Raw genomic sequence first — 21,426 nt, forward strand, 5'->3', positions numbered from 1 at the left:
TGACCATAAAAGGGGACTTGAATTATCGTATTGGCTACACACTAATCAAAAAGGCCATCCCTCAAGTAGGTTGAACTACTTTTGGGACAGCCTCTCTTTGGCAAGGTCAGACCGCTAATCAAGCATCCTATTCCTGTTACAACTTAAACTGTCTTATTTTCCCTTGGAGTTCTTCTGCCATACTAGACAATACATTTGCAGAAGATGTAACCTCTTCCATAGAAGCCAACTGCTGCTCCGTTGCGGCAGCAATATTTTGTGTTCCACCTACCACCTCATTGGTGACATCCAGAATTCGAGTCATCGATGATAGAACCTCGGAAACACGAGATGTCATTTGTTCTTGAGCAGTGGACATAACTTGGATATTCAGCGACACCTCATCAACCGCACCGCGAATTTCATGGAACGATGATCCTGCTTGGTTCACCAAATGGAGTCCCTCTGTAACCTCTCTTGTACCATGCTCCATAGACTGGACAGCGTTTTGAATTCCTTCTTGGATACTCCCCACATAGGATGTAATCTGTTGAGCTGAATTGGAAGACTGTTCAGCTAACTTTCTCACTTCACCTGCAACCACAGCAAAACCACGTCCATGTTCTCCAGCACGGGCAGCTTCTATGGAAGCATTAAGGGCTAACAAATTCGTTTGATTAGCGATTGTATTGATGACCTCTACAATTCTTCCGATGTGAAGGGCATTATCGACTAAGAATTTCATGGACTCAGCGGATTGGTTTACTGTAAAATTGATAGAATTCATCTGTTTAACAACCATATCAATCGCTTGGTTTCCTTCTGTTGCAAGGTTTGTCGCAATAGCCACCTTATCTATGACCACGCGGGAATTGGATTCGATTTGTCCTACTCTTGTCGAGATATCGTTTATAGCACGATTAGTTTGATCAATATTTCCCGCCTGTATTTCCGTTCCGGTCGCTAGGTCTTGGACGATCGTAGCCGTTTCCGTAGACGCCTTTGTTGAATCTTCGGCACTAACTGATAATTGTTCAGAGGAACACGCTACTTGTTCGACAGTCGTTTGTACTTGTTCCAAAATACTATGTAACGATCGGGCCATCTCATTGAAGCTCTCACTTAATTGTCCTAGTTCATCATTTGAATGGACAATCACTTTCTGTGTGAGGTCACCATTGCTGATCTTTCCAACACCACTAATTAATTCTTTGATAGGACGTAATAGCCTTTTTAGACCAAAAATTTGTATAATAATCCCAAAACCTAAAAACAACAGGGAAGCAATCACTAAAGACCAAATCAAATTGTCTTGTTGTTCTGAAATTACGGATGCATTCACGTCAATCCCAAATACGGCAACGAGCTGTTGCTGTTGATCGAGGACTGGAACTAATACCGTGAGCCATGATCCAATATCATCCTTGTAAATAGGGGGAACTACTAGCGATTTCGTTTGATTCAATGTTTGGAATGCCTTAACCATATCAGTCGGCTGATCAAATAAATCTCCAGGTTTAAGTCCCACTTCTAATAAATGAGTAGGGTTAGATAAGACCTTTGTTTTTGTACCATCCACGACTTCCGGCTCGAATAGGAACCCCTGCGCTACATTAGCATTTCCATTTGACAATTCATCGAGTAAGGACATAAGTTTTTTCTGGATTGTTGAGTCTATTGAAGAACTTGTCTTCGCGCTCTTCAAGTCTTCTACTTCAAACCTATTCTTCCATAATGTTGCAACCCCTGTTGCCTGCTCCTCCAAACTGCCAATAAGCGCACGACTCATAATAACGTAACTAATCACTGACATGATCAGACAGGCTAGAACTATTCCCGAAATAGAGAATATCAAGTTCTTTGAAAAAAAGGTTAATGCTTTTTTCTTATTTACTTCCCCCATGGTCTCGACTCCCTCTCTTGATGTTGGGTAATGTTCTACTAAATATAGTATTCAAGAAACGACATAAAAATCCTTTATTCCCCAGTCGGTCACGACGCGACAAGCTCCTATTTATTTTTTTGCTGGGTCTTTTGCAATGGCGAACACCATAATAGGCCGGTCGATCCAGATGTAGGAGGAACCCTCATTACGTTTCTGCTTGCATCTCCTTTGCTATTTTGTTATATTTGATATTAACAAAATGTTATTATTAAAATGTTACTAACTACAAGCGGATTGATGAGGAACTATTTCGGAGAGATGTAAGGCTAGAATAAATAAATAACAATGGAGGTAAGGACGTTTGAACTTATTAGATCGTGATGGACTTACGGAACGTGAATTTTTTGAGCAGTATCGTGCCGGGGATTACGAGCGGCCTTCTGTGGCAGCGGACGTGGTTATTTTCACGGTAACGAACACGGAGGCGGACAGCTACCGCAAGCTTCCGGAAAAAGAGCTGCGAATTCTGCTTATTCGCCGCGGGGGTCACCCGTTCCTGGGCAGTTGGGCGCTTCCGGGCGGTTTCGTCCGGCCGAATGAGACGACGGAGCAGGCGGCAGTGAGGGAACTGCGCGAGGAGACTGGTGTAGATGATGTATATTTGGAGCAGTTGTACACCATCAGCGATGTAGGAAGGGATCCTCGCACTTGGGTAATGAGCTGCAGCTACATGGCCTTAATTAACAGCGATCAGGTGCAGCTGAAAGCAGGGGATGACGCTGTTGGCGCAGCTTGGTTCAAGGTAACCTATCGGCTCCTGCGTGAACATAAAGAGTTTATTGAGGATGGGTATGTGAAAACGATGGAATACGAGCTCAAGCTAAGCAGCGAAGAGGAAGAGCTTACCGCAGTTGTGGAACGGACGGTGACATCAAAGCCGACTTCGACATCAACAGCCTACTCCATCGTATCAAATCACGGATTGGCTTTTGATCATGCGAAGATTATCGCCCGTGCTATGGAGCGACTGCGGGGAAAAGTGAATTATACCGACATTGCGCTGCATTTGATGCCGCACCTCTTTACTTTGACGGAGCTGCAGCAGGTTTACGAGGTGATCTTGGATAAAGAGCTGCTGAAGGCTGCCTTCCGGCGTAAAGTGGCGTATCTCGTGGCGGAGACCGATCATTATACTGAAAATGCGGGACACCGTCCTTCCCGCTTGTTTCGGAGAAATTTGGAGGAATATTGATGATATACAATATCGAACAGTTGAGAAAAGCATATATTGCGGGTAACACGTTCAAGTTTGTGTTCTTCTGGGGCCATACACCACCAAAAGACGGCGGGGTCGACAAAAGTTGTTTCAGCCAATGGTGGATGAGTCCTTTTATGGTAGAGGGATACGAGTATTGCTGTGTCGAGCAGTTTATGATGGCCGAGAAAGCAAGACTTTTTGGAGATGGCGAAATGTTAGACGCAATTCTTAAAGCGAAGCATCCTAAGGAGATGAAAGCCTACGGGCGTGCAGTTAGAGACTTCGATAATGACACTTGGGACAACGAATGCTATGGCATCGTGAAAAGAGGCAATTTGGCCAAATTTTCGCAGAATCCTAAGCTTGGAGACTATCTCAAATCAACGAAAAACCGCATTCTCGTCGAAGCCAGCCCACGGGATCGCATTTGGGGGATCGGGATGGGGCAGTCCAATCCGGATGTGGAGAACCCTATAAAATGGCGTGGTAGGAACCTGCTCGGATTTGTGCTGACTGAAGTGAGGGACGAATTGCTGCGAGCTTAACATCTACCGGACTAGTTATTGATGAAAGAAGAGGGAATGAAATGAAACGAAAAGAAATTGCCGAGGAAACATTACGAATACAGCGGCAGGGCTTCTATGAATATAAGGGGCGGCAGGTAGATTTCGCTACTGCACAAAAACATTCCGAGGAAAATAGCGAGCTGATTACACCTGAACATGGAGAGACACTGGTACGGGCAATCGTCGAGCTGCCTAAGCTGCCGCAAGAAGCTGCTTGTTTTGTCGCCAACGAGACCACAGTAAAAGCGATATTAGATTCTGCGGAGACAGGGAAAGAGCGAGTCGGCGTGTTAAACTTTGCTAGCGCAAAAAATCCCGGAGGGGGATTTTTAAACGGGGCGATGGCGCAGGAAGAAAGCTTGGCGGCATCCAGCGGATTATATGAAACGCAGCTGCGCAATGAACGTTATTATATGGCGAATCGGGCCTGGAAATCGATGATGTATACGAATCACGCTATCTATTCACCAGACGTAGTATTTTTCCGTGACCAGCGGTTTGACCTTATAAAGCGGCCGGTGACAGCTTCAGTATTGACTCTGCCTGCCGTGAATTATGGACAGGTTCTGCTTAAGGGAGAGGATCCCCAAACAGCGGACTGTATGATGAAAGACCGGATGCGACTGGCTTTAGCGATATTCGCCCAAAAAGGCGATATGAACCTCATCTTGGGTGCTTACGGCTGCGGTGTTTTTCGGAATGACCCTGTGAAGGTGGCAGGGTGGTGGCGGGAGCTGCTGGAGGATGAGGGCTTGGGACTCCTGTTTTCGGAAATTTGTTTTGCGGTATGGGACACTTCCAAAGAGGGTAAGTGCATTCGTGCTTTTGAAAAGGAGTTCAATGGGCATAGAGGGTGAATCAAAATGAGCTTTATCGATGCTTGGGAACAATTAATAGCAGAGCAGGAGCAAGAGCGTGACCGGCTTCGAGTCAATCAAATCACCATACGGGCCGACTATAAGAAAAAGAGCAAAAGCAACGTTTATCAAAAGGAAAAAGTCATCGAATATGGCTTTGTAGAACGAGATTTGGATGATGAGAGTTTATATGGCAGGTTTGAACTCTATTTCGCCGATCGCGACACTCTTCTCCAGGATAATCGGTTTGGAGATGAAACTGTTTTTGGTGAGCTTACAGATGTACACGCAGTTGCAACGGCAATCTTCTCCTATTTGGCGGAACGTTACCCCCATTTTTTGGAGGAAACTCCCTTTGCTATCAGCTATAACCCTATTGCAGAAGCTTGGATTATTGAAGGAACTCTTCCTCCGGGATGTTATGGCGGTGTTATTTATATTGCTCTTGCAAAAGAAAATGGAAGGTTACTTATGATGTATGGAACAAGATAGATTGCAAAAAAATAAACAGATTTCAATATTTTGATCGATCTCACGTTATACGGTCTAATTTTAAATATGGTGCAAAGTAAGTACCAGGCTATTGTTATTTGGCACATGATGCAAATAAGACGCAGTGCGAGAAATCGGAGTATAGGGAGACACCATGGAATACATAAAAGAGGTATTTGCACAATACGATAGACAATATATACGGGTTTATCAGGCTTATAATCCAGTAATTGCAAAAGAAGCAGTTGCCTTACAGAATTTTGGTGAAAACTTTAATCTTAATCGTATGACATGGATAAAACCGTCTTTTTTGTGGATGATGTATCGGTCAAATTGGGGAACAAAGAAAAATCAGGAATGCATTTTGGCTGTGGATGTTTATATAGAAAAATTTGATGATTTGTTGAGGAAAGCGGTGCTAACTTCACCAGATTCAACGATTTACAAAGGATCAACTCAATGGGAAAAAGCATTTGAGGACACAACAGTTTATTGTCAATGGGATCCCGATAGAAATGTGAATAGCAATTCCATAAATCGTGCAGCCATTCAAATTGGTCTAAAAGGAACCACTCTAAAAGAGCTACTGACAGATGGCATTTACCGTATTGAAGATTTGACACCGCTAGTGAAGAAATGGAATGTACAGCGAAAGCAGGGAAAACTAAACTCTAAAAGTTTACCAATAGAAAAAATTTATCCTATTAAAAACAACGAAATTAGAAGGAGGTTGGATATGTGACAACAAACTAAATTCAGTTAGTCGGTTCGTCATTACCATTCACCAACCCAAACCGGGTTAAAATGGGAATATCCCATTTCCATTAGTAAATCCCATGCATTATTTAAAATATGAGGCTGCCCTTTTGTAAATAATTCTTTTCTTTGTTTCATTAGATATGAAATTATCTCAGCTATATATTTTGGCTTGCACAAGTGTATGTCTGCTTCTAAACCATTAATTTGTGCTGTAATATTGTAAAAAGCCCAAGATGTAAGGGGATCTTCATCTGGTGGTTTTGATTCGAAAATAAGTGTGATTTTGATATTTTTGTTTTCCCTTGGAGAAATATTTAATGTAAAAGTACTCCCAGCTGTATACCAATAAACAAATGCTTGGCTATCAATGGTAATGTTTCTTAATTGACTCTTCATAAATTGTCCACCCCAATATAATTGCGCTGCATTATGATTATAAAATAGACTTCGAATCGACCACCTACAAGTAAATGATTGCGGGGTAAGGAATTTTGCAGCTTCATTTAATATAGCTGAATCACCCTAAGAGCTCCCCATTAACCGCAATTCGGTTGATGCCGTTGGACTTGGCGAGATACATCGATTGGTCCGCCGCGCGAATGAGATCGAGTTCCGTCATGCCCTCTGCCCATAGCGTACAGCCGACGCTGGTCGACATCGGTAGTTGAAGCGCCTTAATCCGCATCGGTGCTTCAAGTTGCTCGATCAAACGCTTGGCAACCCGCATTAAGCCGTCGTAGTCGTGCTGCAGCCATGCCGCCACCACGAACTCATCACCGCCTACGCGTGCGACCAGATCGGATTCGCGAACCGCTTTCTTAATGCGATTTGCGAATTCTACAAGCACGAGATCGCCGACTTCGTGGCCGTAAGTATCGTTACATTGCTTAAACTTATTCAAATCGAGGTAGAGCACCCCCAATGAGCCCTCTTCTCGACTGGCCCGATTAATCCAGTCTTGGATTCGATGGCTAAAGCCTCTACGATTCAGTAATCCCGTCAGAATGTCGCGCTCTGTCAATTGAATAAGCTCACACTCTAGTTTTTCGCGTCTTTCAATTTCGGCTCTTAATTGAACCAATAATTGCTCGTAATCGTTCAGAATCCGAATTTTGTCATCGTAGTTGATTTGCTTGCCTAGCTCCGAGCCCAGGGCAAGCGATAACAACTGCAGCGTCTCGATATCGCGGCTGGAGAAAGCATCGGGACGATCGGAGATGACTTTTAACACGCCGACGGCGTTGCTAGATTCGAACAGGGGAACGCAAACCATGCTTCGCGCACCGACTTTCATCGTTGCTTCCTTGTTGACGCGAACGTCCTGCTGCGTATCCGGCGAATACAAGATTTCCTTTTCCGTCACGCACAAACCCGACAAACTGCCGTTCTTATTTAATCGAATTCCGAGATGAGGCTGCAAGGTGCCGCTGACGGCAGCATAAACCATTTCATCGCCCGCCAGCATCTCAATGGTAGAACCATCGGCATCGGTTAATAGGCACATCCGATCGCAGATCGTCTGCATAAACAGCTTCAAATCAAAGTTAGATAGCAGCATCTGCTGTTGGACTTCCATTATGACATTAAGGTGACGGTTCTTAAGCATCGTCCCAATTCCTCCAAGCTTCGCATAGTAATCTGTCAGCCATCATTAGGTAATATGCTAGCACCTTTAACCAGGTTTGTCAGCAGAGCTCGGAACTTGGGGAATAGTAGGGGGCGTTGCATCTCTTAAATTTCTTCCGAAAGGGGTTCCATTATATTAGTTACACGCTTGCAGACAGGAAAAAACCAGTAGGATGGAGGAGTTTGAATGGCAATGTATACGTCAAACGGCATACCCATTTATTATGAAACTGAAGGGAATGGACTTCCTTTGATCGGCATTCAAGGTAAGGACAGCAATCTAAATTGGTGGCATCCAGCAACGAGGAGCGCGCTGGCGGACAACTACCGCTTCATTATGCTGGACAATCGGGGTTCGGGACGCAGCGGCCATCCGGCGGAGGAGTATGGGATTGCGGACATGGCCACGGATGTCGTGGGGTTAATGGATGAGCTGCAAATAGAGAAAGCCTACGTACTCGGCCAATCGATGGGGGGAATGATCGCTCAAGAGGTCGCGCTTCAGAACCCAGATCGCGTGGAAAAGCTGGTGCTGGTTTGCACCACTTCTGGCGTATCCCGCGCTGCGCTTTCTTCGCAGATGCTTGAGCTAATTAGTGGGAAATTTGTCCTTTCATCGCCCAGGGATTCGCTACATCTCTTATTTCCGGAGTGGTTCATTCGAGATAACCCGGCATTAATGGAACAATTGACTAAGCTCATGCAGTGTTATCCCACCGATCAGTGGACCGCATCCATTCATAACGCTGCCTATCAAAGCTTCGATTCCTACGATCGTTTGCCAGCCATCTCCGTTCCAACGCTGGTCATTCACGGGGAAGCAGACTGGATTTTCACCTCCGCTCACGCAGAGATTTTGGCTCAACGCATCCCGGATGCCCAGCTCTTAATGGTGCCGGGCGCTGGACATGGAGTATTTTTGCAGGCGCATGAGCTTATCATCGAGCGATTGGCTCGTTTTCTGACTGCGTAGAAGGGACTGTCACAGATTGTTCTTCCGGCATGAGCATATTCCAAATGCAAAGCAAAGAACCTCAAGTCCCACCAAGTTGGGATGAGGTTCTTTTTTATAAGTGCAATTACGGCTTGATCATAGCCCGTAGATTAGGTATAGAAGGTTGGCGGGCTATGTGTCGCTAGCGGAACACACATGTTCTTCTTATTTTGCCAAGCTGGCAGCTGATTGCTTTTCTTTCCACATGATCGTAAAGATAAGACCAATAAACATAATAACAGCAGCAAAGAGATACGGATAGTTGATGTTGACATCAAACAGTATACCGCCTAACGCGGGCCCTACGATATTGCCCAAGCTTGTATAGGTGGAGTTCATTCCAGCGACAAAGCCTTGTTCTTTTTCAGCTGTTTTAGATAAATAGGTCGTTAACGCGGGACGCAGCAAGTCAAATGCCAGAAAGATGAAGCTAGTTACTAGCAAAATGGCTAAATAACCTGAGATCATAGTGGATACCACCGCCAATACGACGCCAGCAACAAGGCAGATCTGGATGAGCTTCTTCTCGCCGAGTTTTTCTACCATTTTACCAAATAAAAAGACCTGAACGACAACCCCGAAGATCGAACTTATTGTAATGATGGTCGCAATATCCCTTGGAGTGAAACCAAATTTATGATCTGAAAACAGACTAAATACGGTTTCGTATGCTGATAAACCAAAGGCCAGTACAAACACAATAATAAAGGCAATTAAGTATTGTGGCTGAATGGATCGTTTCAGATCCGTTACAAAGCTGGTATCTTTTTTGAGCAGACTGATTTCTTTAAGCTCCTGTTTGGATAGGGGCTCTTTTAAAATAAATACGGATGAAATACATGTAATTAAGGCGAAGCCAGCAGCAAAGTAGAATGGGGCACGCACCCCTAGCTCAGCAATAAAACCTCCGATACCGGGGCCAATAATAAAACCGATACTAATAGCAGCGGAAATATACCCCATGGCTTTAGGTCTTTCTTCTACTGAGGTAATATCTGCAACAAAAGCAGTTACGCCCGGCATAATAAATGCACCACTGATGCCACCTAAAATTCTAGATATATAAAGAACGGATACGTGTGTACCTAATCCAAAGATCACCTCTGATACACTGAAGAGGAATAAGCCGATTACGATCATTTTTTTTCTGCCAAACGTGTCAATCCATCGTCCTGCAAGGGGAGACATGAGTAATTGTGCAAACGCAAAAGCCGCCATAAGATATCCCATCGATTGGCCGGATAAATGCATAAGATTCATAAAGGATGGCATAACAGGGACGATAAGTCCTACACCTAGAAAAACAATGAATATATTACTTAGCAAAATGAGTAAGACTGTTTTTTGTTCTTTTAATGGTTTCTTCATGAAGCAATACCTCTTTCTATAACATCATAGCTTTGAAATACCTCTCCAAAAAACAGTCCATGAGGCATTTAATTTATCATTTAAACGTTTTTCGTCATTTCCATATGCAAGCTCTAACATGATTGAATCAACAACAGCTGAGAAGGCAAGCGTAGGGATGAGGGCTTCATCTTCCATGATGGCTTTGGCATCGATCCAATCCTGAAATTTGCTTTCGATTACGGTTTGAATCTTTGTTTCCGTATCGATTACTTCCTCATTAATCGCTGCTGCCAGATGGAGCGGTGGGAAAAAAGACATACGCAGCCAGAACTTCAACTGCTCGCTCTGTTGAAACAAATCAATGACCAATTGCAAATATCCATATAAATCCGCTTTGGGATGTTGGGTACCTACTTTACTCAAATATTGCAGCTTCGATGAGAGCTCGGCTTCTTTGGCATCTTGTAAAACTTGTAGAAATAAATCATCTTTCCCTTTGAAATGAGCATAGAGGGACTGTTTTTTTATACCTACATTGTCGGCAATTTGAGACAGAGATGCCCCCTCATATCCATGAATGGTGAAAAATTTTAATGCGATGTCTTTAATTTTGCTGCTTTTCAATACTATCACCTCAATATTAACGAACGTTCGTCAGTTATTTTATCAAATTTAAATTTTTTATACAAATGGATGTTGCGACAAGCGAGAGCAAGAAGGGTACCCAGTATCGGATTAAATTTTAAAAGAAAGTGAGTTAGCGGCGCTCTGTAAGTGACTAAATTGTCACCTTCGCTGTCACTTGAAAGTCATGTTAAACAGATATCATGATATCCATCAGCGTAGTTATGGAGGTTTGACCATCCATGCTATATTCCGCTCAGAAAAGTTAAGGAGAAAACGATGACTAAACGACAGCGTAAGATTATTTTTGCCATAACCATAGCCTATACCATTATGATTCTATATTTTTTATTTCTCGCTTTCGGTAGAGTAGGTACCATAGATCAAAAGACAGATTACACCTTTATGTTTGCACCGAACGGTTTTTTTAGATTGCCGGGTCTAGCAGATCTGCTGCATCCTACTCTGATGGATTTTGTGACGTTTGGAAACATCATAGCCTTCATTCCGTTTGGCCTATTGATTCCGCTGTTATATCGGGTCAGCTTTATTCGATTTATGACATTGTTCATCCTGTCCATTCTCGTAATTGAAACCATTCAGGCCCTAACTCTACTCGGCAGCTTCGATATTAACGACGTCATTCAAAACTCAGTAGGCGCAGCAGTTGGATTCGGGGCGTACAAATTTGGCTTTCGTACAAAAAATGTGTGGAGAAATATAGCTGCTGCTGGCATTTCTATTGTTATCCTTATGTTCGGAATTTGGGGGAGCTTCGGTGTTGTTGACAAAGTGTTTACCCAAGATCTAGGTGCCTTTGTGGCGTTAGACGATCTGAAAGATAGTATCAGAAATCCAACAACGGAAACAAAACGATACAGTTTCAAAATTGGTGGTCAAAAGGTAGAGCCTCAACATAATGTATATAGCGCCGGAGGCAAAAATGTTGAAACGTACACGTATACGTTAGGCAAGAAGGAGCTTTATCTCTATCTGAATTATGGAATTCCCGATCAAGAGGATTTTCATGGGAGTTTAAATGTTTCTGTAGATGGACAGGAATTTCTGTCTGCATCTGCAGAAGATCAACGCCATGAGCCGAATATGCTCACAATTTATCTCGAAAGTGCAAATGAGCTTACGATAACCGTTAAAGGAAATGAAAAGCTATGGGATATTGGATTTAGGGAGATGGAATATTCCTGGAAATGGTAAAAATTATAAACCTATAAACAGAGTAAAGGGCCATCCGCTAAGGATGGCCCTAAAACTTGCCGTTATAGACGGCGAGCACCATTATCAGGCGTAGAATTATTATTGTTTTACCTACAATCATTAGTCTATATTAAAATTACAAAATAATGTTGACGTCGACTCTGACCGGATATTTATGAAGAACGAGTTATTCTATTAAGACCAGACGAATTGAACGTATTTACAAGAAATAACCGTTTTTATAGGGGATGTTGTTTAAAATAATATATTTTATTTTAACTGAACGAGGTGTCGATCAATGAAATTGCCGCAGGTTTGGATGAAGCGCCTTATGCATATCACGCCGAATGTAGTCATCGTGTTCTCGGCAATCTCCCTTTCTATGAATATGATCAGGTCCGTTAGCAGTTCGCAAGGTCTCACCTTTGCTCTCATCTTCGTTGGTTTCATCTTTGCCTCGATTCTTGTCAGACCGCTCTCGCTCAAATATGTGCTGGCTGCGGTCGCTTTTCTTTCATTCTTCAACGCGCTTCCGGATCTATCGTTTGATAAGCTGGTCAGCGTCATGTATTTATCGTTGATTCTTCTCGCTTTCCTGTTGCCATCATCCTTACCGATATTTTTAGCCGCGGGATATTTTCTCTATTTTACTCCCTCTTATTCACCTGAGGAGCCGAGAGAGATGATTCGTACGATAATGATTGGCATCGTTGTCAATACGATTCTTTATTCATTACTGGCATTCTACTTACGGAACTTGAAGCAGGAGAACGCGGTCAATGTGGAGTTAAATGCAAAGCTTAACCAAGCGTTTGGCAGGCTGGAGCATATCGCTTACTACGATACGCTTACCACATTGCCAAACCGTGAATTGCTTAAGGGGCGAATGACCGCAGAGTTGTCCGAAGGAGCACCGATGGCCGTTCTGTTCCTAGATCTTGACCATTTCAAGAACGTTAACGACATGTTGGGCCACAATGCAGGAGACCAGATGCTGCAGGACGTCGCCAGCCTGCTTAGTAATACGGTAGGCGACTCGTGCTTCATCTCCCGCTATGCGGGGGACGAGTTTGTACTGCTAATGCGCTATCAGCAGCAGGTGGAGATCGAAGCACTGGTGGACAAGCTCATTCATGCATTCCGGACTCCGTTTCAGATAGATCAAAATCAAATCTATACGACGCTGAGTATTGGCATTAGCCTGTATCCCGAAGATGCCCGCGATGCCGAAACGCTGATCCAGTACGCCGACAAGGCGATGTACAGTGTCAAGAGTAGCGAGAGAAATGGATTTCGTTTCTTCTACGCCATCAAGAGCGAGGATCTGCTGCGTCAAGTCAAGCTAGGGAACGATCTCCGGAGTGCAGTGAGTAAGAGGGAGTTTGCCGTCCACTATCAGCCTCTGGTGGAGATGAGCACAGGGAGAATCCGGGGCTTGGAGGCGCTGCTGCGCTGGACTCATCCTGAGCTGGGACCGATCTCACCATCCGTCTTCATTCCGTTGGCCGAGCAGACCGGAGTTATTGTAGAGCTGGGTGAATGGGTTCTTAACGAGGCATGTAGACAGGTGCGGAACTGGCAGCGTGCAGGAAATCCCGATCTAACGTTAGCAGTGAACGTCTCGATTCGCCAGTTTCGGTCGCCCAAATTTGTTTCGAAGGTGTTCAGTATTCTGGAAGAAACGGACTTTGAACCTGCTCTTTTGGAGTTGGAAGTTACAGAGAGTATGGTGCAGAACATGAATGAATCAATTACAATTCTCGGAGAACTCAAGCGCCAAGGCGTGAAAATTTTGATTGATGACTTCGGAACGGGTTATTCATCCCTCAGCGTCTTGCGGCACCTGCCTGTGGATTTCCTTAAGATTGATCGTTCGTTTACGCAGGAATTGACAACCGCCATCTCTGCCGCTTCGATCGTCAAGCTTATCATTGATATTGGCCACAGCATGAACCTACAAGTTATCTGCGAAGGCATCGAGAACCAGGAGGAATTCAAATTGCTCCTGCATTACGGCTGCGAGATCGGGCAGGGCTTTTACTTTCATCGCCCTTCTCCTCCAGAAGAGATTGGACTTCTACTTTGCCGCAGGACTCCTGCAAAAGTTTAAAATCTCCTAGCAAAACATGACACGACCTTTAATTTGAGATCTAAATTAGAATCTTCATTTGAAGGCTTTGCGGGCGAAACACGGAACAGAAAATCGATGGGCCATATTCGAAAATAAATACAAGGCCATCTTTAATACATACAGAGTGGAATTTGATAAGTTATAAGTCAGCAAAGCGGTGCTTTTCCTACTTCGTTCATTAGAGGTTGCTCTGCAGATCCCTCCAGTTAGACGGTCTGGTCCTGGTGTTATTCCCTCAGCCGATTCATGACAAGGCGATCGAGATCGCGAAGTAAGTAGCCCGGTGGAGGTCAATCGGGATACCGGAAAGAGCAAGTTCTTGAACGCTTCGGGAATGCCACATCCTTCATATGGGAAAAGAGACCTGCCGGGCGTTGTAACCCATTATTCAAGCATACATTTGGTCATAACAAGTTACTATTTCTTTCGCATGAATACTGGATTTGGGCGTTTATACGTCTGAATCGTTTTTTTCTTCCTGGCAATCGGGTGTTAGTCTCATTGTTCCAGGAGTGTGCCTACATGTAAAATAATAGAAGTATATGAACATAAATATATATTTTAAATTAGACACGTTGACTCACATGGCGAGATCAGCGGATGAAACATACGGAAAGGCGGGAGACGATGAACACGTTGCAGGTAGAAGCGCTGGAAGAGATGAAAACAGCGATTCATAAATGGTTTGACGAACAGGAAAATCGTAAGGACGTGGAGGGTGCGGTTAAACGCACCACACTGCAAATAGGCATTTTTAACGGCATTATGCTGGATTATCGGCCGGGTAGAACACGCGTTGAGATGTTGAATGATGGACGGAATGTTGCGGGCAAAAAGTCGATGAAGGCTTCACCATTTACGCGGGAGCAGATCTTGCATGAGGTTCAGCCCCTGCTGGCAGAAATCATAAAGGAGAAACTGGACAAGTTGGAGACGTCGCCGCTGATCAACTACCGGTTTATTTTGCAAGGAACCTTTGCAACGACAGATGGGCTCGTGGAATTAACGGTGCTGGAAACCGTATATGAAGAGAAAAAGCGGCAGCTACTGGAACGAATTCATGCTTATATCGAGAAAAAACTGGAGAAGGGTTTTTACCCGACAGAACCGCTGGAAACTTTCTTTTTGACGCGTCATCTGCTGGATCCGCATTTGTTCCACGAGCCGGAAGCCGCAAGGACGATCGCATTATTTGACCGGATTCAGGAGCTGAATAAGGAACGGGTGCAAGTACTGGCGGAACATAGAAGAAATATTATTCGGGCCTTGACTGGCTGGGCTGAGGCTGTATTTCTGCCACATTACTATGATGTCCCTCGTTCCAATTACAGGACCAATGAATATGAAATCAAGCCGGGTGCTGTCTTGGAGAAGATGAATGAACCGAATCAGCCTATCGACCTCCTATTGTACGGGGCGGTGATGATTATTCGTTACGAGCCGAACTACAGCAAATATAAGGGCCAGGCTTTTCTCAAGATAGCGATGCAGCTTGGCAGCGGCAAAGCCGGGCGCATGCTGAAGGAGGGCAGTGACAGCTTCTCGCAAGAAGACGTCCATATGCGCCACGAGTTGTCTGAATGCAAGGCTAACGATATTTTTTCTCTCATTACGGTCGTTATTCACAAGGAAGAAGCTGGGGCGTACGAACGGGTAATTTTGTTTATTCTCTCCCTGCTCCGAAAGGGCTTCCCGAAAAGCTACAAGATCAAGCTAAAATCCAGCGTGAGAGAGGTATTGCCCGTCAAGGGGCTTGCCAAATCGGATACGCACCGCTTTTTTGCGAATGCGCTAGCTTATTCTGAGCTGCATCCGTTATTAGAGGAATATGCCCGTGAGGCGATGGAAGAGTTTGAATGGTACGAGGATACGGAAGGTGAAAAAAACGTAATGCCAGGCAGTTATGCCGTATTCGGGTTGGGACTCGTGGCCGAGCGGTATTTTCCATTGGTCGAAGCTTACATGGCCCTGGTGGATGATGAGCATCAGCTGGTGCAGGACAAGTTTACGGCGGCTTTTGCCGAAACCCATGGCGTAACGGAACGTTCGATACCCGCCTTGGTCGCATGCCTGCTTCGCTCTCACGATTCGCTAAAGCTGAAGATTCAGCCGGAGCTGGAAAACGAAGACAAGCTGGCACTGTTAGTGCAGCATGTAGAGGCCCTGACGGATTACGAAGCTGAGCGGGTGCTGTACCCGATCTGGGGCAAGACGGAGAAGCTGGCCACGTTGGCTCGCAAGGCGCAGGAACCGCGCAAGGAACTGCTTCTTCGTCTGTTAAAGGCAGCGGATAAAGCTTGATGGTAGGCGATAAGATCGATGTACCGATTTGAAAATAGGAGATTTGTCTATCAAAATCGTTGATTACTCATATAGAAAGCAGCCTTGGCTTTTACTATAATTGGAATTATAGTTGTCTTTCTAGAATTGGAGGGAAAAACGAAATGAAATCGGAAGCTTTAGATGATTTAATTGTTGGCGAAAGCCGTGTTCTTACTGATGCCCAAGTCACATCCTTGTGGGGTGGAATAGATCCGCAATATTCACCGGACAATGCCGTTGCTGCTGTACAAAGTGCACTGCCGCAAGAGAAATATGAGCAATTATTCCCTTGCCGTAATGGCACGAAGGAATGGCACAAAATTGCTGCTGAGCTACCCAATTACAATAGAGATCAAACCGACTATTATTCATATCAGAACTTGATTGCTGCCGTTACGGATGTCGCTAATATTAAATATAAGCTGGAATATAGACAGGACGATACTCAGAACAGTCGTGTATTTCGATTCGATAAAAAAACAAAGACAGAAACGCTCATCTACCAAAATGACAACTTTAGCACTCCCTCGAATAGGGCGGTTCCGATTAGATCGAAAACGGTTGATTTTGGTTCCTTTATAAAAGAAGGGTCTGAATTGAAGCGAAAGTGCGAGCTGGCAGCCTTTCTCGCCAATATTTCGCACGAAACGGGTATAGATATGTCAAGATTCGCAGGAGGTTCACAGGTCTGGGGTTTGTACTGGAATGAGGAAATACCCTATATTAATACCACCACTGTCAATTATGCTGAAGCACATGACAACTATCCGCCAGTTGCGGGTAAATCCTATCATGGACGTGGCCCGATACAGTTGAGCTGGAACTACAATTACGGATTGATTAGTGCAATTATTTACGGCTCCAAAGATAAGCTGCTTCAACAGCCTGAGCTTATTGTGAACGACGGCAAGTTAGGCTTTATGACGGCGATCCTGTTCTGGATGACACCTCAGCCTCCCAAGCCCTCCGCTCATGATGTGTTGGTTGGCAACTGGGAGCCCTCTGAATCGGAGATTTCTAAAGGATTAACACAGGCAGGCTTTGGTATTACCATTATGATCATTAATGGTAGCCTTGAAGGCAACTTAGACGAAAGTGATCGTCGTATCAATAGCCGCATTGGATATTATCGTAAAATTACGACACAAATGGGGATTTCCATTGCAGGAGAGAAATTAAATACGGTAGGCCTGAGTCCATTTTAAAACCTATGGATGAATTTAAAATGAAATGAAAAAAAGGCACCTCTTATTAAGGTGCCTTTTTTCGCCTTTAGAGTGATACGGTAAATCGTACCCGCAAACAACGGACAGTTTGCTGTTACACGGCAACAATCACAATACATAAGCAGGCCCCTTACATTGCATGGATCGCAATGTAAGGGGCCTGCTTTGCTCTGAAGAGATGTGCGTGAATGGAGGCCAATATTCATGCACCGATAGTCCTCTTCTGATGTGTTTGTGACAAGATTCCCAAATTGTGATTCAAATCCTGATTGGATTTTTAAAAGTGGGATAGGATGGGTTCAGTTAGTTAAACACAACGAGCCAATAGGAGGGCGAACGATAGAGATGGATAAAATCGAATTAGCCAAGGACATATACTGGGTAGGAAAAATTGACGATCGTGAGGTGCCGTTTCATCGTTTGATTCTCGCTAAAGGGACAACGTACAATGCTTATTTGCTCAAAACAGCCAAACCAACCGTGATCGATACAGTAGATATGGAATTTGGCCGCGAGTTTGTTGAATATTTGAGTGAATTTATTGATCCTAATGACATCCAATACATCGTTATTAACCATACAGAGCCTGACCATTCCGGCGGTTTAGCAGCGCTTGCAGGCAGAGCGCCTCATGCAACGATCGTGTGCACGGAATTAGCCGTTAACGAGTTAAAAGAAATGTATAAGCTTCATTCAAGAAACTTTCTCGTTGTGAAGGATGGCGATACGCTGGATATCGGCGGCAAAACTTTGAAATTTAAAGAAACGCCGTATCTGCATACCGAAGAAACAATGATCACGTATTGTGTCGAGGATAAAATTTTGTTCCCCTGCGATATTTTCAGTACACATGTTGCCGCAACAGGAACCCTGTACGCAGATGAAGCAGGATATGATATTACCGAGGATTTTATCGGCTACTATAATGCGATCATTCATCCGCATCGCAGATACGTACGTACATTGATTCAAGCCCTGCAGGATCTGGATGTGCAGATGATTGCCCCTTCGCATGGCTATATACTGCGGACGGATATTCAGAAATATATCGACCTTTATGCCACTTTAAGTGCAAATACCGTAGATAACAAACGGGTAACAATCGTGTATACAACCATTAAAAACAATACGAAAAAAGTAGCGGAGCAGCTGAAGCAATTTTTTGAAGAAAATCAAATTCAGACGAGTGTATTCAATGCGGATAAAGCAGACAAAGCGGATATTATCGCAAGCATTCAAGCCGCAGATGCCGTATGGATTGGAAGCTCAACCAAATATGCGGATATGATCGGAAATTTGGAAGATTTGCTGATTGATTTGAAAGAACTGAATCTGGAAGGGAAAATTGCGGCAGCCTTTGGTTCTTATGGATGGAGTGGGGAAGCGATTGAAGTCATTCAAGACTATCTACTGCAGACGAATATGAATGTACAGAGTACTTCCCAAGTCATCAAATCAACGGGGATGACACATGTCGAGTTCCCGGTGCGCGTAAGATTTGCTCCTAAAAATGAGCAGTCGAAAAAAATTGAGCATGCCGCAGCCTTTGTCACAGATTTGCTGCAAAGCGCGATCTAAGTTGCTGAGGAGAAGGTGAAATCATGACGAAGCATTATTGCATCATTGGAACGGGTGTCGCGGCAGTTAACGCTGCAAAAGCTATTCGGGACCAAGACCTTGAGGGGAATATCCTCCTATTTGGGTCTGAGGATTCGCTGCCCTATAACCGCATAAAGTTGTCCAAGGATTTATTTGCCGATTTGCGCAGCGAAAAGGTGCTGATCAAGAAAGAGCAGTGGTATCAAAAACAACAAATTCAGGCGTTTCCGAACACAGCTATCACGCAAATCGATGTCGAGCAGCATGTATTAGTCACTTCAACAGGCGAACGCATTTCCTACGATAAATTGCTTATTTGCACAGGCTCAAAAAACCGGAAGCTGTCGCTTCCCGGCTTTGATAAGCAAGGGGTATTTACGATCCGTGAAATGCATGAGGCGGAGGCGTTTAAGACCTATATTGAAGACAAATCAAGCATTGTGAATATTGGCGGAGGCATTCAGGGGTTGGAGACCGCATGGTCGCTCGTGAAAGCCGGCAAAAAAGTAACCGTTCTGGAAGCTGCACCCCGGCTGATGGCCAGACAATTAGATGAAAAAGCTAGCTCCATGCTAAAACAAAAGATGGAGGCAATAGGCATAGATGTCCGGTTGCAGGCGACAGTTCAACAGGTTATAGGGGAAGAAGCCGTGGCAGGTATTCATGTGAATGAATCCACAATACCTTGTGATAGTGTAATCTATTCCATCGGCGTTACGCCGGATTTGGACCTTGTAGCGAGCACGCCTGTGGCCACGCAACGAGGAATTATCGTAAATGACTATATGGAGACGAGTATTGCTGATGTATATGCAGCAGGGGATGTTGCCGAGTGGAATGGCGGAGTTGAAGGTTTATGGGACCGCGCGATGGATCAGGGAAAGGTAGCGGGCAAGAACATGGCCTCCCCAGGGACGGAAGTTTACCGCAAGACGATCCCGTTGACGGTGTTTAACGCATTTGACCTTGCTTTATTCTCCATGGGGCTTGTTGATGAGATGGTGTGTGATGCCACATTGATCGAAGAAGATGCTTCCGGAACATATACGAGATTATTTATTAAGGATCAGACCATCGTTGGCGTTGTTTCATTTGAAAGTGTTATCGCGGCCGCACCGTATAAAGCTGCGATTAAGAGTCAGGTATCTGTGGCTGGGCTGGACTTGAAGGCTTTGTCGATCCGAGAGGTTATGGCCGCAGTCAAAGATCGGCTTGAAGCGTCAGCTGCTGTGTAACAAACATGAAGGAGGATGATCACAATGAAACCGATGAAAAAATATATCTGTATTCCTTGCGGATACATCTATAATCCTGCTGTTGGAGACCCTGATGAGGATATCGAGCCAGGTACTGCGTTTGAGGATTTGCCTGAAGATTGGATCTGCCCTGTATGTGGAGAAGGCAAGGATAAATTCGCAGAGGTTCCAGAACAATAGAAACAACTATACGAATCGAAATTTGAGAATTTCAATGCTGTGATTTGATTCGTTACCCTCACATAAACGTCTCCCATGAATTTGTTTACAACAAATCTCAGGGGGACGTTGCGTAGTTTGTGCTTTCAAGCACAAAATCTCCTCAATTCCCATGGTACACTACTCTCGATGATACTCATTATCATCGGGTTGACTAGTGGAAGGAAGAATGATGAACCATTTCGAATTAGGGTGATGTGTATGAAAGAACATTCCAGCAATAATAGTCCAAACCAGAAGAAGGCTCCCTGTCCCAAGAAGGTTCCGATCTTTCAATCTTTATCTAATGAGGAGATTATGAAGATTGCTCGAATGACAAGGCATATTCAATATCGTAAAGGGCAGATGCTGTTAAATGAAGGCGAGAAATCGGATAAATTATTTATCGTCAACTACGGGCAAGTAAAGGTGTCTAAATTTACGATGGATGGCAAGGAACAAATTCTATATCTGCTGACTAGCGGGGACTTTTTTGGAGAGCTGCATTTATTTAATCCGAATGAAACTCATAATTTCAGTGTCTATGCACTTGAAGATACCGAAATATGTTTGATAACCAAAGAAGCGATGGATCGGATTATGGAGGATAACTCCGGAATTTCAATTAAGTTATTAACCACAGTGACGCAAAGGCTGGCTCATACCGAGAATTTGGCGCAAAATCTAGCAACGAAAAACCCGGACGTTCGCATAGCATATATGATTTTGGAGTTTTGCCAAAAATTTGGGAAACCAAACAAAGAGGGGGTTCTGATCGAGCTGCCGATTTCACGTGAGGAAGTGGCCAGTTATGTCGGGGTTACCCGCGAAACGATTAGCCGAAAATTCAGCAAATTCGAGAAATTAGGGTTTATTTCATTGTGCGGCAACAAACAACTACTCGTCAAAAATCAGAAGGCCCTACGCAGATATATTCAGTGACATAGCCCGCTGAAAGTAAACAGCGTTATTACATTTAGAATCAATATGACGGAGATAGAACGGCTGCTTCATTGGCCGTTCTTTTTTTATTTTCTAAAATAACGATAGAGGTTGTAGGTGTTACTTCCTTCCTCGTCTTTAGTCTGG

Annotated in this window: 19 protein-coding genes; 14 read left to right on the forward strand and 5 right to left on the reverse strand. The window is 44.2% G+C overall.

Going from position 1 to position 21,426, the window contains the following annotated elements:
* Positions 1-136 precede the first annotated feature (136 nt).
* Positions 137-1,882: a methyl-accepting chemotaxis protein gene (locus tag QP775_RS10560; protein ID WP_285105891.1), complete on the reverse strand. Its 1,746-nt coding sequence runs from the start codon at positions 1,880-1,882 to the stop codon at positions 137-139.
* A gap of 343 nt (positions 1,883-2,225) precedes the next feature.
* Here QP775_RS10560 and QP775_RS10565 point away from each other — a divergent pair, with 343 nt between their 5' ends.
* The 5 genes from QP775_RS10565 (at position 2,226) to QP775_RS10585 (ending at position 5,779) form a co-directional block, all read left to right on the forward strand.
* On the forward strand, positions 2,226-3,116 hold the full coding sequence (locus tag QP775_RS10565) for an NUDIX domain-containing protein (RefSeq protein ID WP_285105893.1): 891 nt from the start codon (positions 2,226-2,228) through the stop codon (positions 3,114-3,116).
* Positions 3,116-3,667 carry a riboflavin biosynthesis intermediates N-glycosidase gene (locus QP775_RS10570; protein ID WP_285105895.1) on the forward strand — a complete coding sequence of 184 codons (552 nt, stop codon included), beginning with the start codon at positions 3,116-3,118 and terminating at the stop codon, positions 3,665-3,667. Before QP775_RS10565 ends, QP775_RS10570 begins: the two co-directional genes overlap by 1 nt.
* Before the next feature lie 41 nt (positions 3,668-3,708).
* Positions 3,709-4,545, forward strand: a complete 837-nt coding sequence (locus QP775_RS10575) for a TIGR02452 family protein (RefSeq protein WP_285105897.1) — start codon at positions 3,709-3,711, stop codon at positions 4,543-4,545.
* A 6-nt stretch (positions 4,546-4,551) separates the two neighbouring features.
* A complete protein-coding gene (locus tag QP775_RS10580; RefSeq protein ID WP_285105899.1) occupies positions 4,552-5,037 on the forward strand; it encodes an NTF2 fold immunity protein in 486 nt (161 codons plus the stop codon).
* 154 nt (positions 5,038-5,191) lie between these two features.
* Entirely contained in the window at positions 5,192-5,779 is a 588-nt protein-coding gene (locus QP775_RS10585) for a DUF4291 family protein (RefSeq protein WP_285105901.1), read from the forward strand.
* A 32-nt stretch (positions 5,780-5,811) separates the two neighbouring features.
* Here the strand turns inward: QP775_RS10585 and QP775_RS10590 are convergent, their stop codons facing one another.
* Both QP775_RS10590 and QP775_RS10595 read right to left on the reverse strand, forming a co-directional pair.
* Entirely contained in the window at positions 5,812-6,192 is a 381-nt protein-coding gene (locus QP775_RS10590; RefSeq protein WP_285105904.1) for a hypothetical protein, read from the reverse strand.
* Between the two features lie 121 nt (positions 6,193-6,313).
* The gene (locus QP775_RS10595; protein ID WP_285105906.1) at positions 6,314-7,402 is read right to left on the reverse strand and encodes a sensor domain-containing diguanylate cyclase; all 1,089 of its coding nucleotides are present in this window, start codon (positions 7,400-7,402) and stop codon (positions 6,314-6,316) included.
* A gap of 207 nt (positions 7,403-7,609) precedes the next feature.
* On the opposite strand from QP775_RS10595, the gene QP775_RS10600 reads away from it, so the two are divergent.
* Positions 7,610-8,395 carry an alpha/beta fold hydrolase gene (locus tag QP775_RS10600; RefSeq protein ID WP_285105908.1) on the forward strand — a complete coding sequence of 262 codons (786 nt, stop codon included), beginning with the start codon at positions 7,610-7,612 and terminating at the stop codon, positions 8,393-8,395.
* Positions 8,396-8,581: 186 nt separating this feature from the next.
* On the opposite strand, the gene QP775_RS10605 is transcribed toward QP775_RS10600, so the two are convergent.
* Entirely contained in the window at positions 8,582-9,784 is a 1,203-nt protein-coding gene (locus tag QP775_RS10605; protein WP_285105910.1) for an MFS transporter, read from the reverse strand.
* Between the two features lie 24 nt (positions 9,785-9,808).
* Positions 9,809-10,390, reverse strand: a complete 582-nt coding sequence (locus tag QP775_RS10610; protein WP_239329116.1) for a TetR/AcrR family transcriptional regulator — start codon at positions 10,388-10,390, stop codon at positions 9,809-9,811.
* A 279-nt stretch (positions 10,391-10,669) separates the two neighbouring features.
* On the opposite strand from QP775_RS10610, the gene QP775_RS10615 reads away from it, so the two are divergent.
* The 8 genes from QP775_RS10615 (at position 10,670) to QP775_RS10650 (ending at position 21,279) form a co-directional block, all read left to right on the forward strand.
* Complete coding sequence (locus tag QP775_RS10615) at positions 10,670-11,605, forward strand: VanZ family protein (protein ID WP_285105914.1); 936 nt, start codon at positions 10,670-10,672, stop codon at positions 11,603-11,605.
* A gap of 682 nt (positions 11,606-12,287) precedes the next feature.
* Positions 12,288-13,715: a putative bifunctional diguanylate cyclase/phosphodiesterase gene (locus QP775_RS10620; RefSeq protein ID WP_285105916.1), complete on the forward strand. Its 1,428-nt coding sequence runs from the start codon at positions 12,288-12,290 to the stop codon at positions 13,713-13,715.
* Positions 13,716-14,363: 648 nt separating this feature from the next.
* Positions 14,364-16,037, forward strand: coding sequence for a DUF6138 family protein (locus QP775_RS10625; RefSeq protein WP_285105918.1), 1,674 nt, complete (start codon positions 14,364-14,366; stop codon positions 16,035-16,037).
* 143 nt (positions 16,038-16,180) lie between these two features.
* Positions 16,181-17,263 carry a chitinase gene (locus tag QP775_RS10630; protein WP_285105920.1) on the forward strand — a complete coding sequence of 361 codons (1,083 nt, stop codon included), beginning with the start codon at positions 16,181-16,183 and terminating at the stop codon, positions 17,261-17,263.
* 366 nt (positions 17,264-17,629) lie between these two features.
* A complete protein-coding gene (locus tag QP775_RS10635; protein ID WP_285105922.1) occupies positions 17,630-18,862 on the forward strand; it encodes an FprA family A-type flavoprotein in 1,233 nt (410 codons plus the stop codon).
* Between the two features lie 23 nt (positions 18,863-18,885).
* Positions 18,886-20,118 (forward strand): NAD(P)/FAD-dependent oxidoreductase, encoded by a 1,233-nt coding sequence (locus QP775_RS10640; protein ID WP_285105923.1) that lies wholly within the window; start codon positions 18,886-18,888, stop codon positions 20,116-20,118.
* A 33-nt stretch (positions 20,119-20,151) separates the two neighbouring features.
* Positions 20,152-20,319, forward strand: coding sequence for a rubredoxin (gene rd, locus QP775_RS10645; protein ID WP_275444643.1), 168 nt, complete (start codon positions 20,152-20,154; stop codon positions 20,317-20,319).
* A 240-nt stretch (positions 20,320-20,559) separates the two neighbouring features.
* Positions 20,560-21,279, forward strand: a complete 720-nt coding sequence (locus QP775_RS10650; RefSeq protein ID WP_285105925.1) for a Crp/Fnr family transcriptional regulator — start codon at positions 20,560-20,562, stop codon at positions 21,277-21,279.
* Positions 21,280-21,426 lie beyond the last annotated feature (147 nt).

The sequence above is a fragment of the Paenibacillus sp. UMB4589-SE434 genome (genome assembly GCF_030226685.1).
Classification (GTDB): Bacteria; Bacillota; Bacilli; order Paenibacillales; family Paenibacillaceae; genus Paenibacillus_B.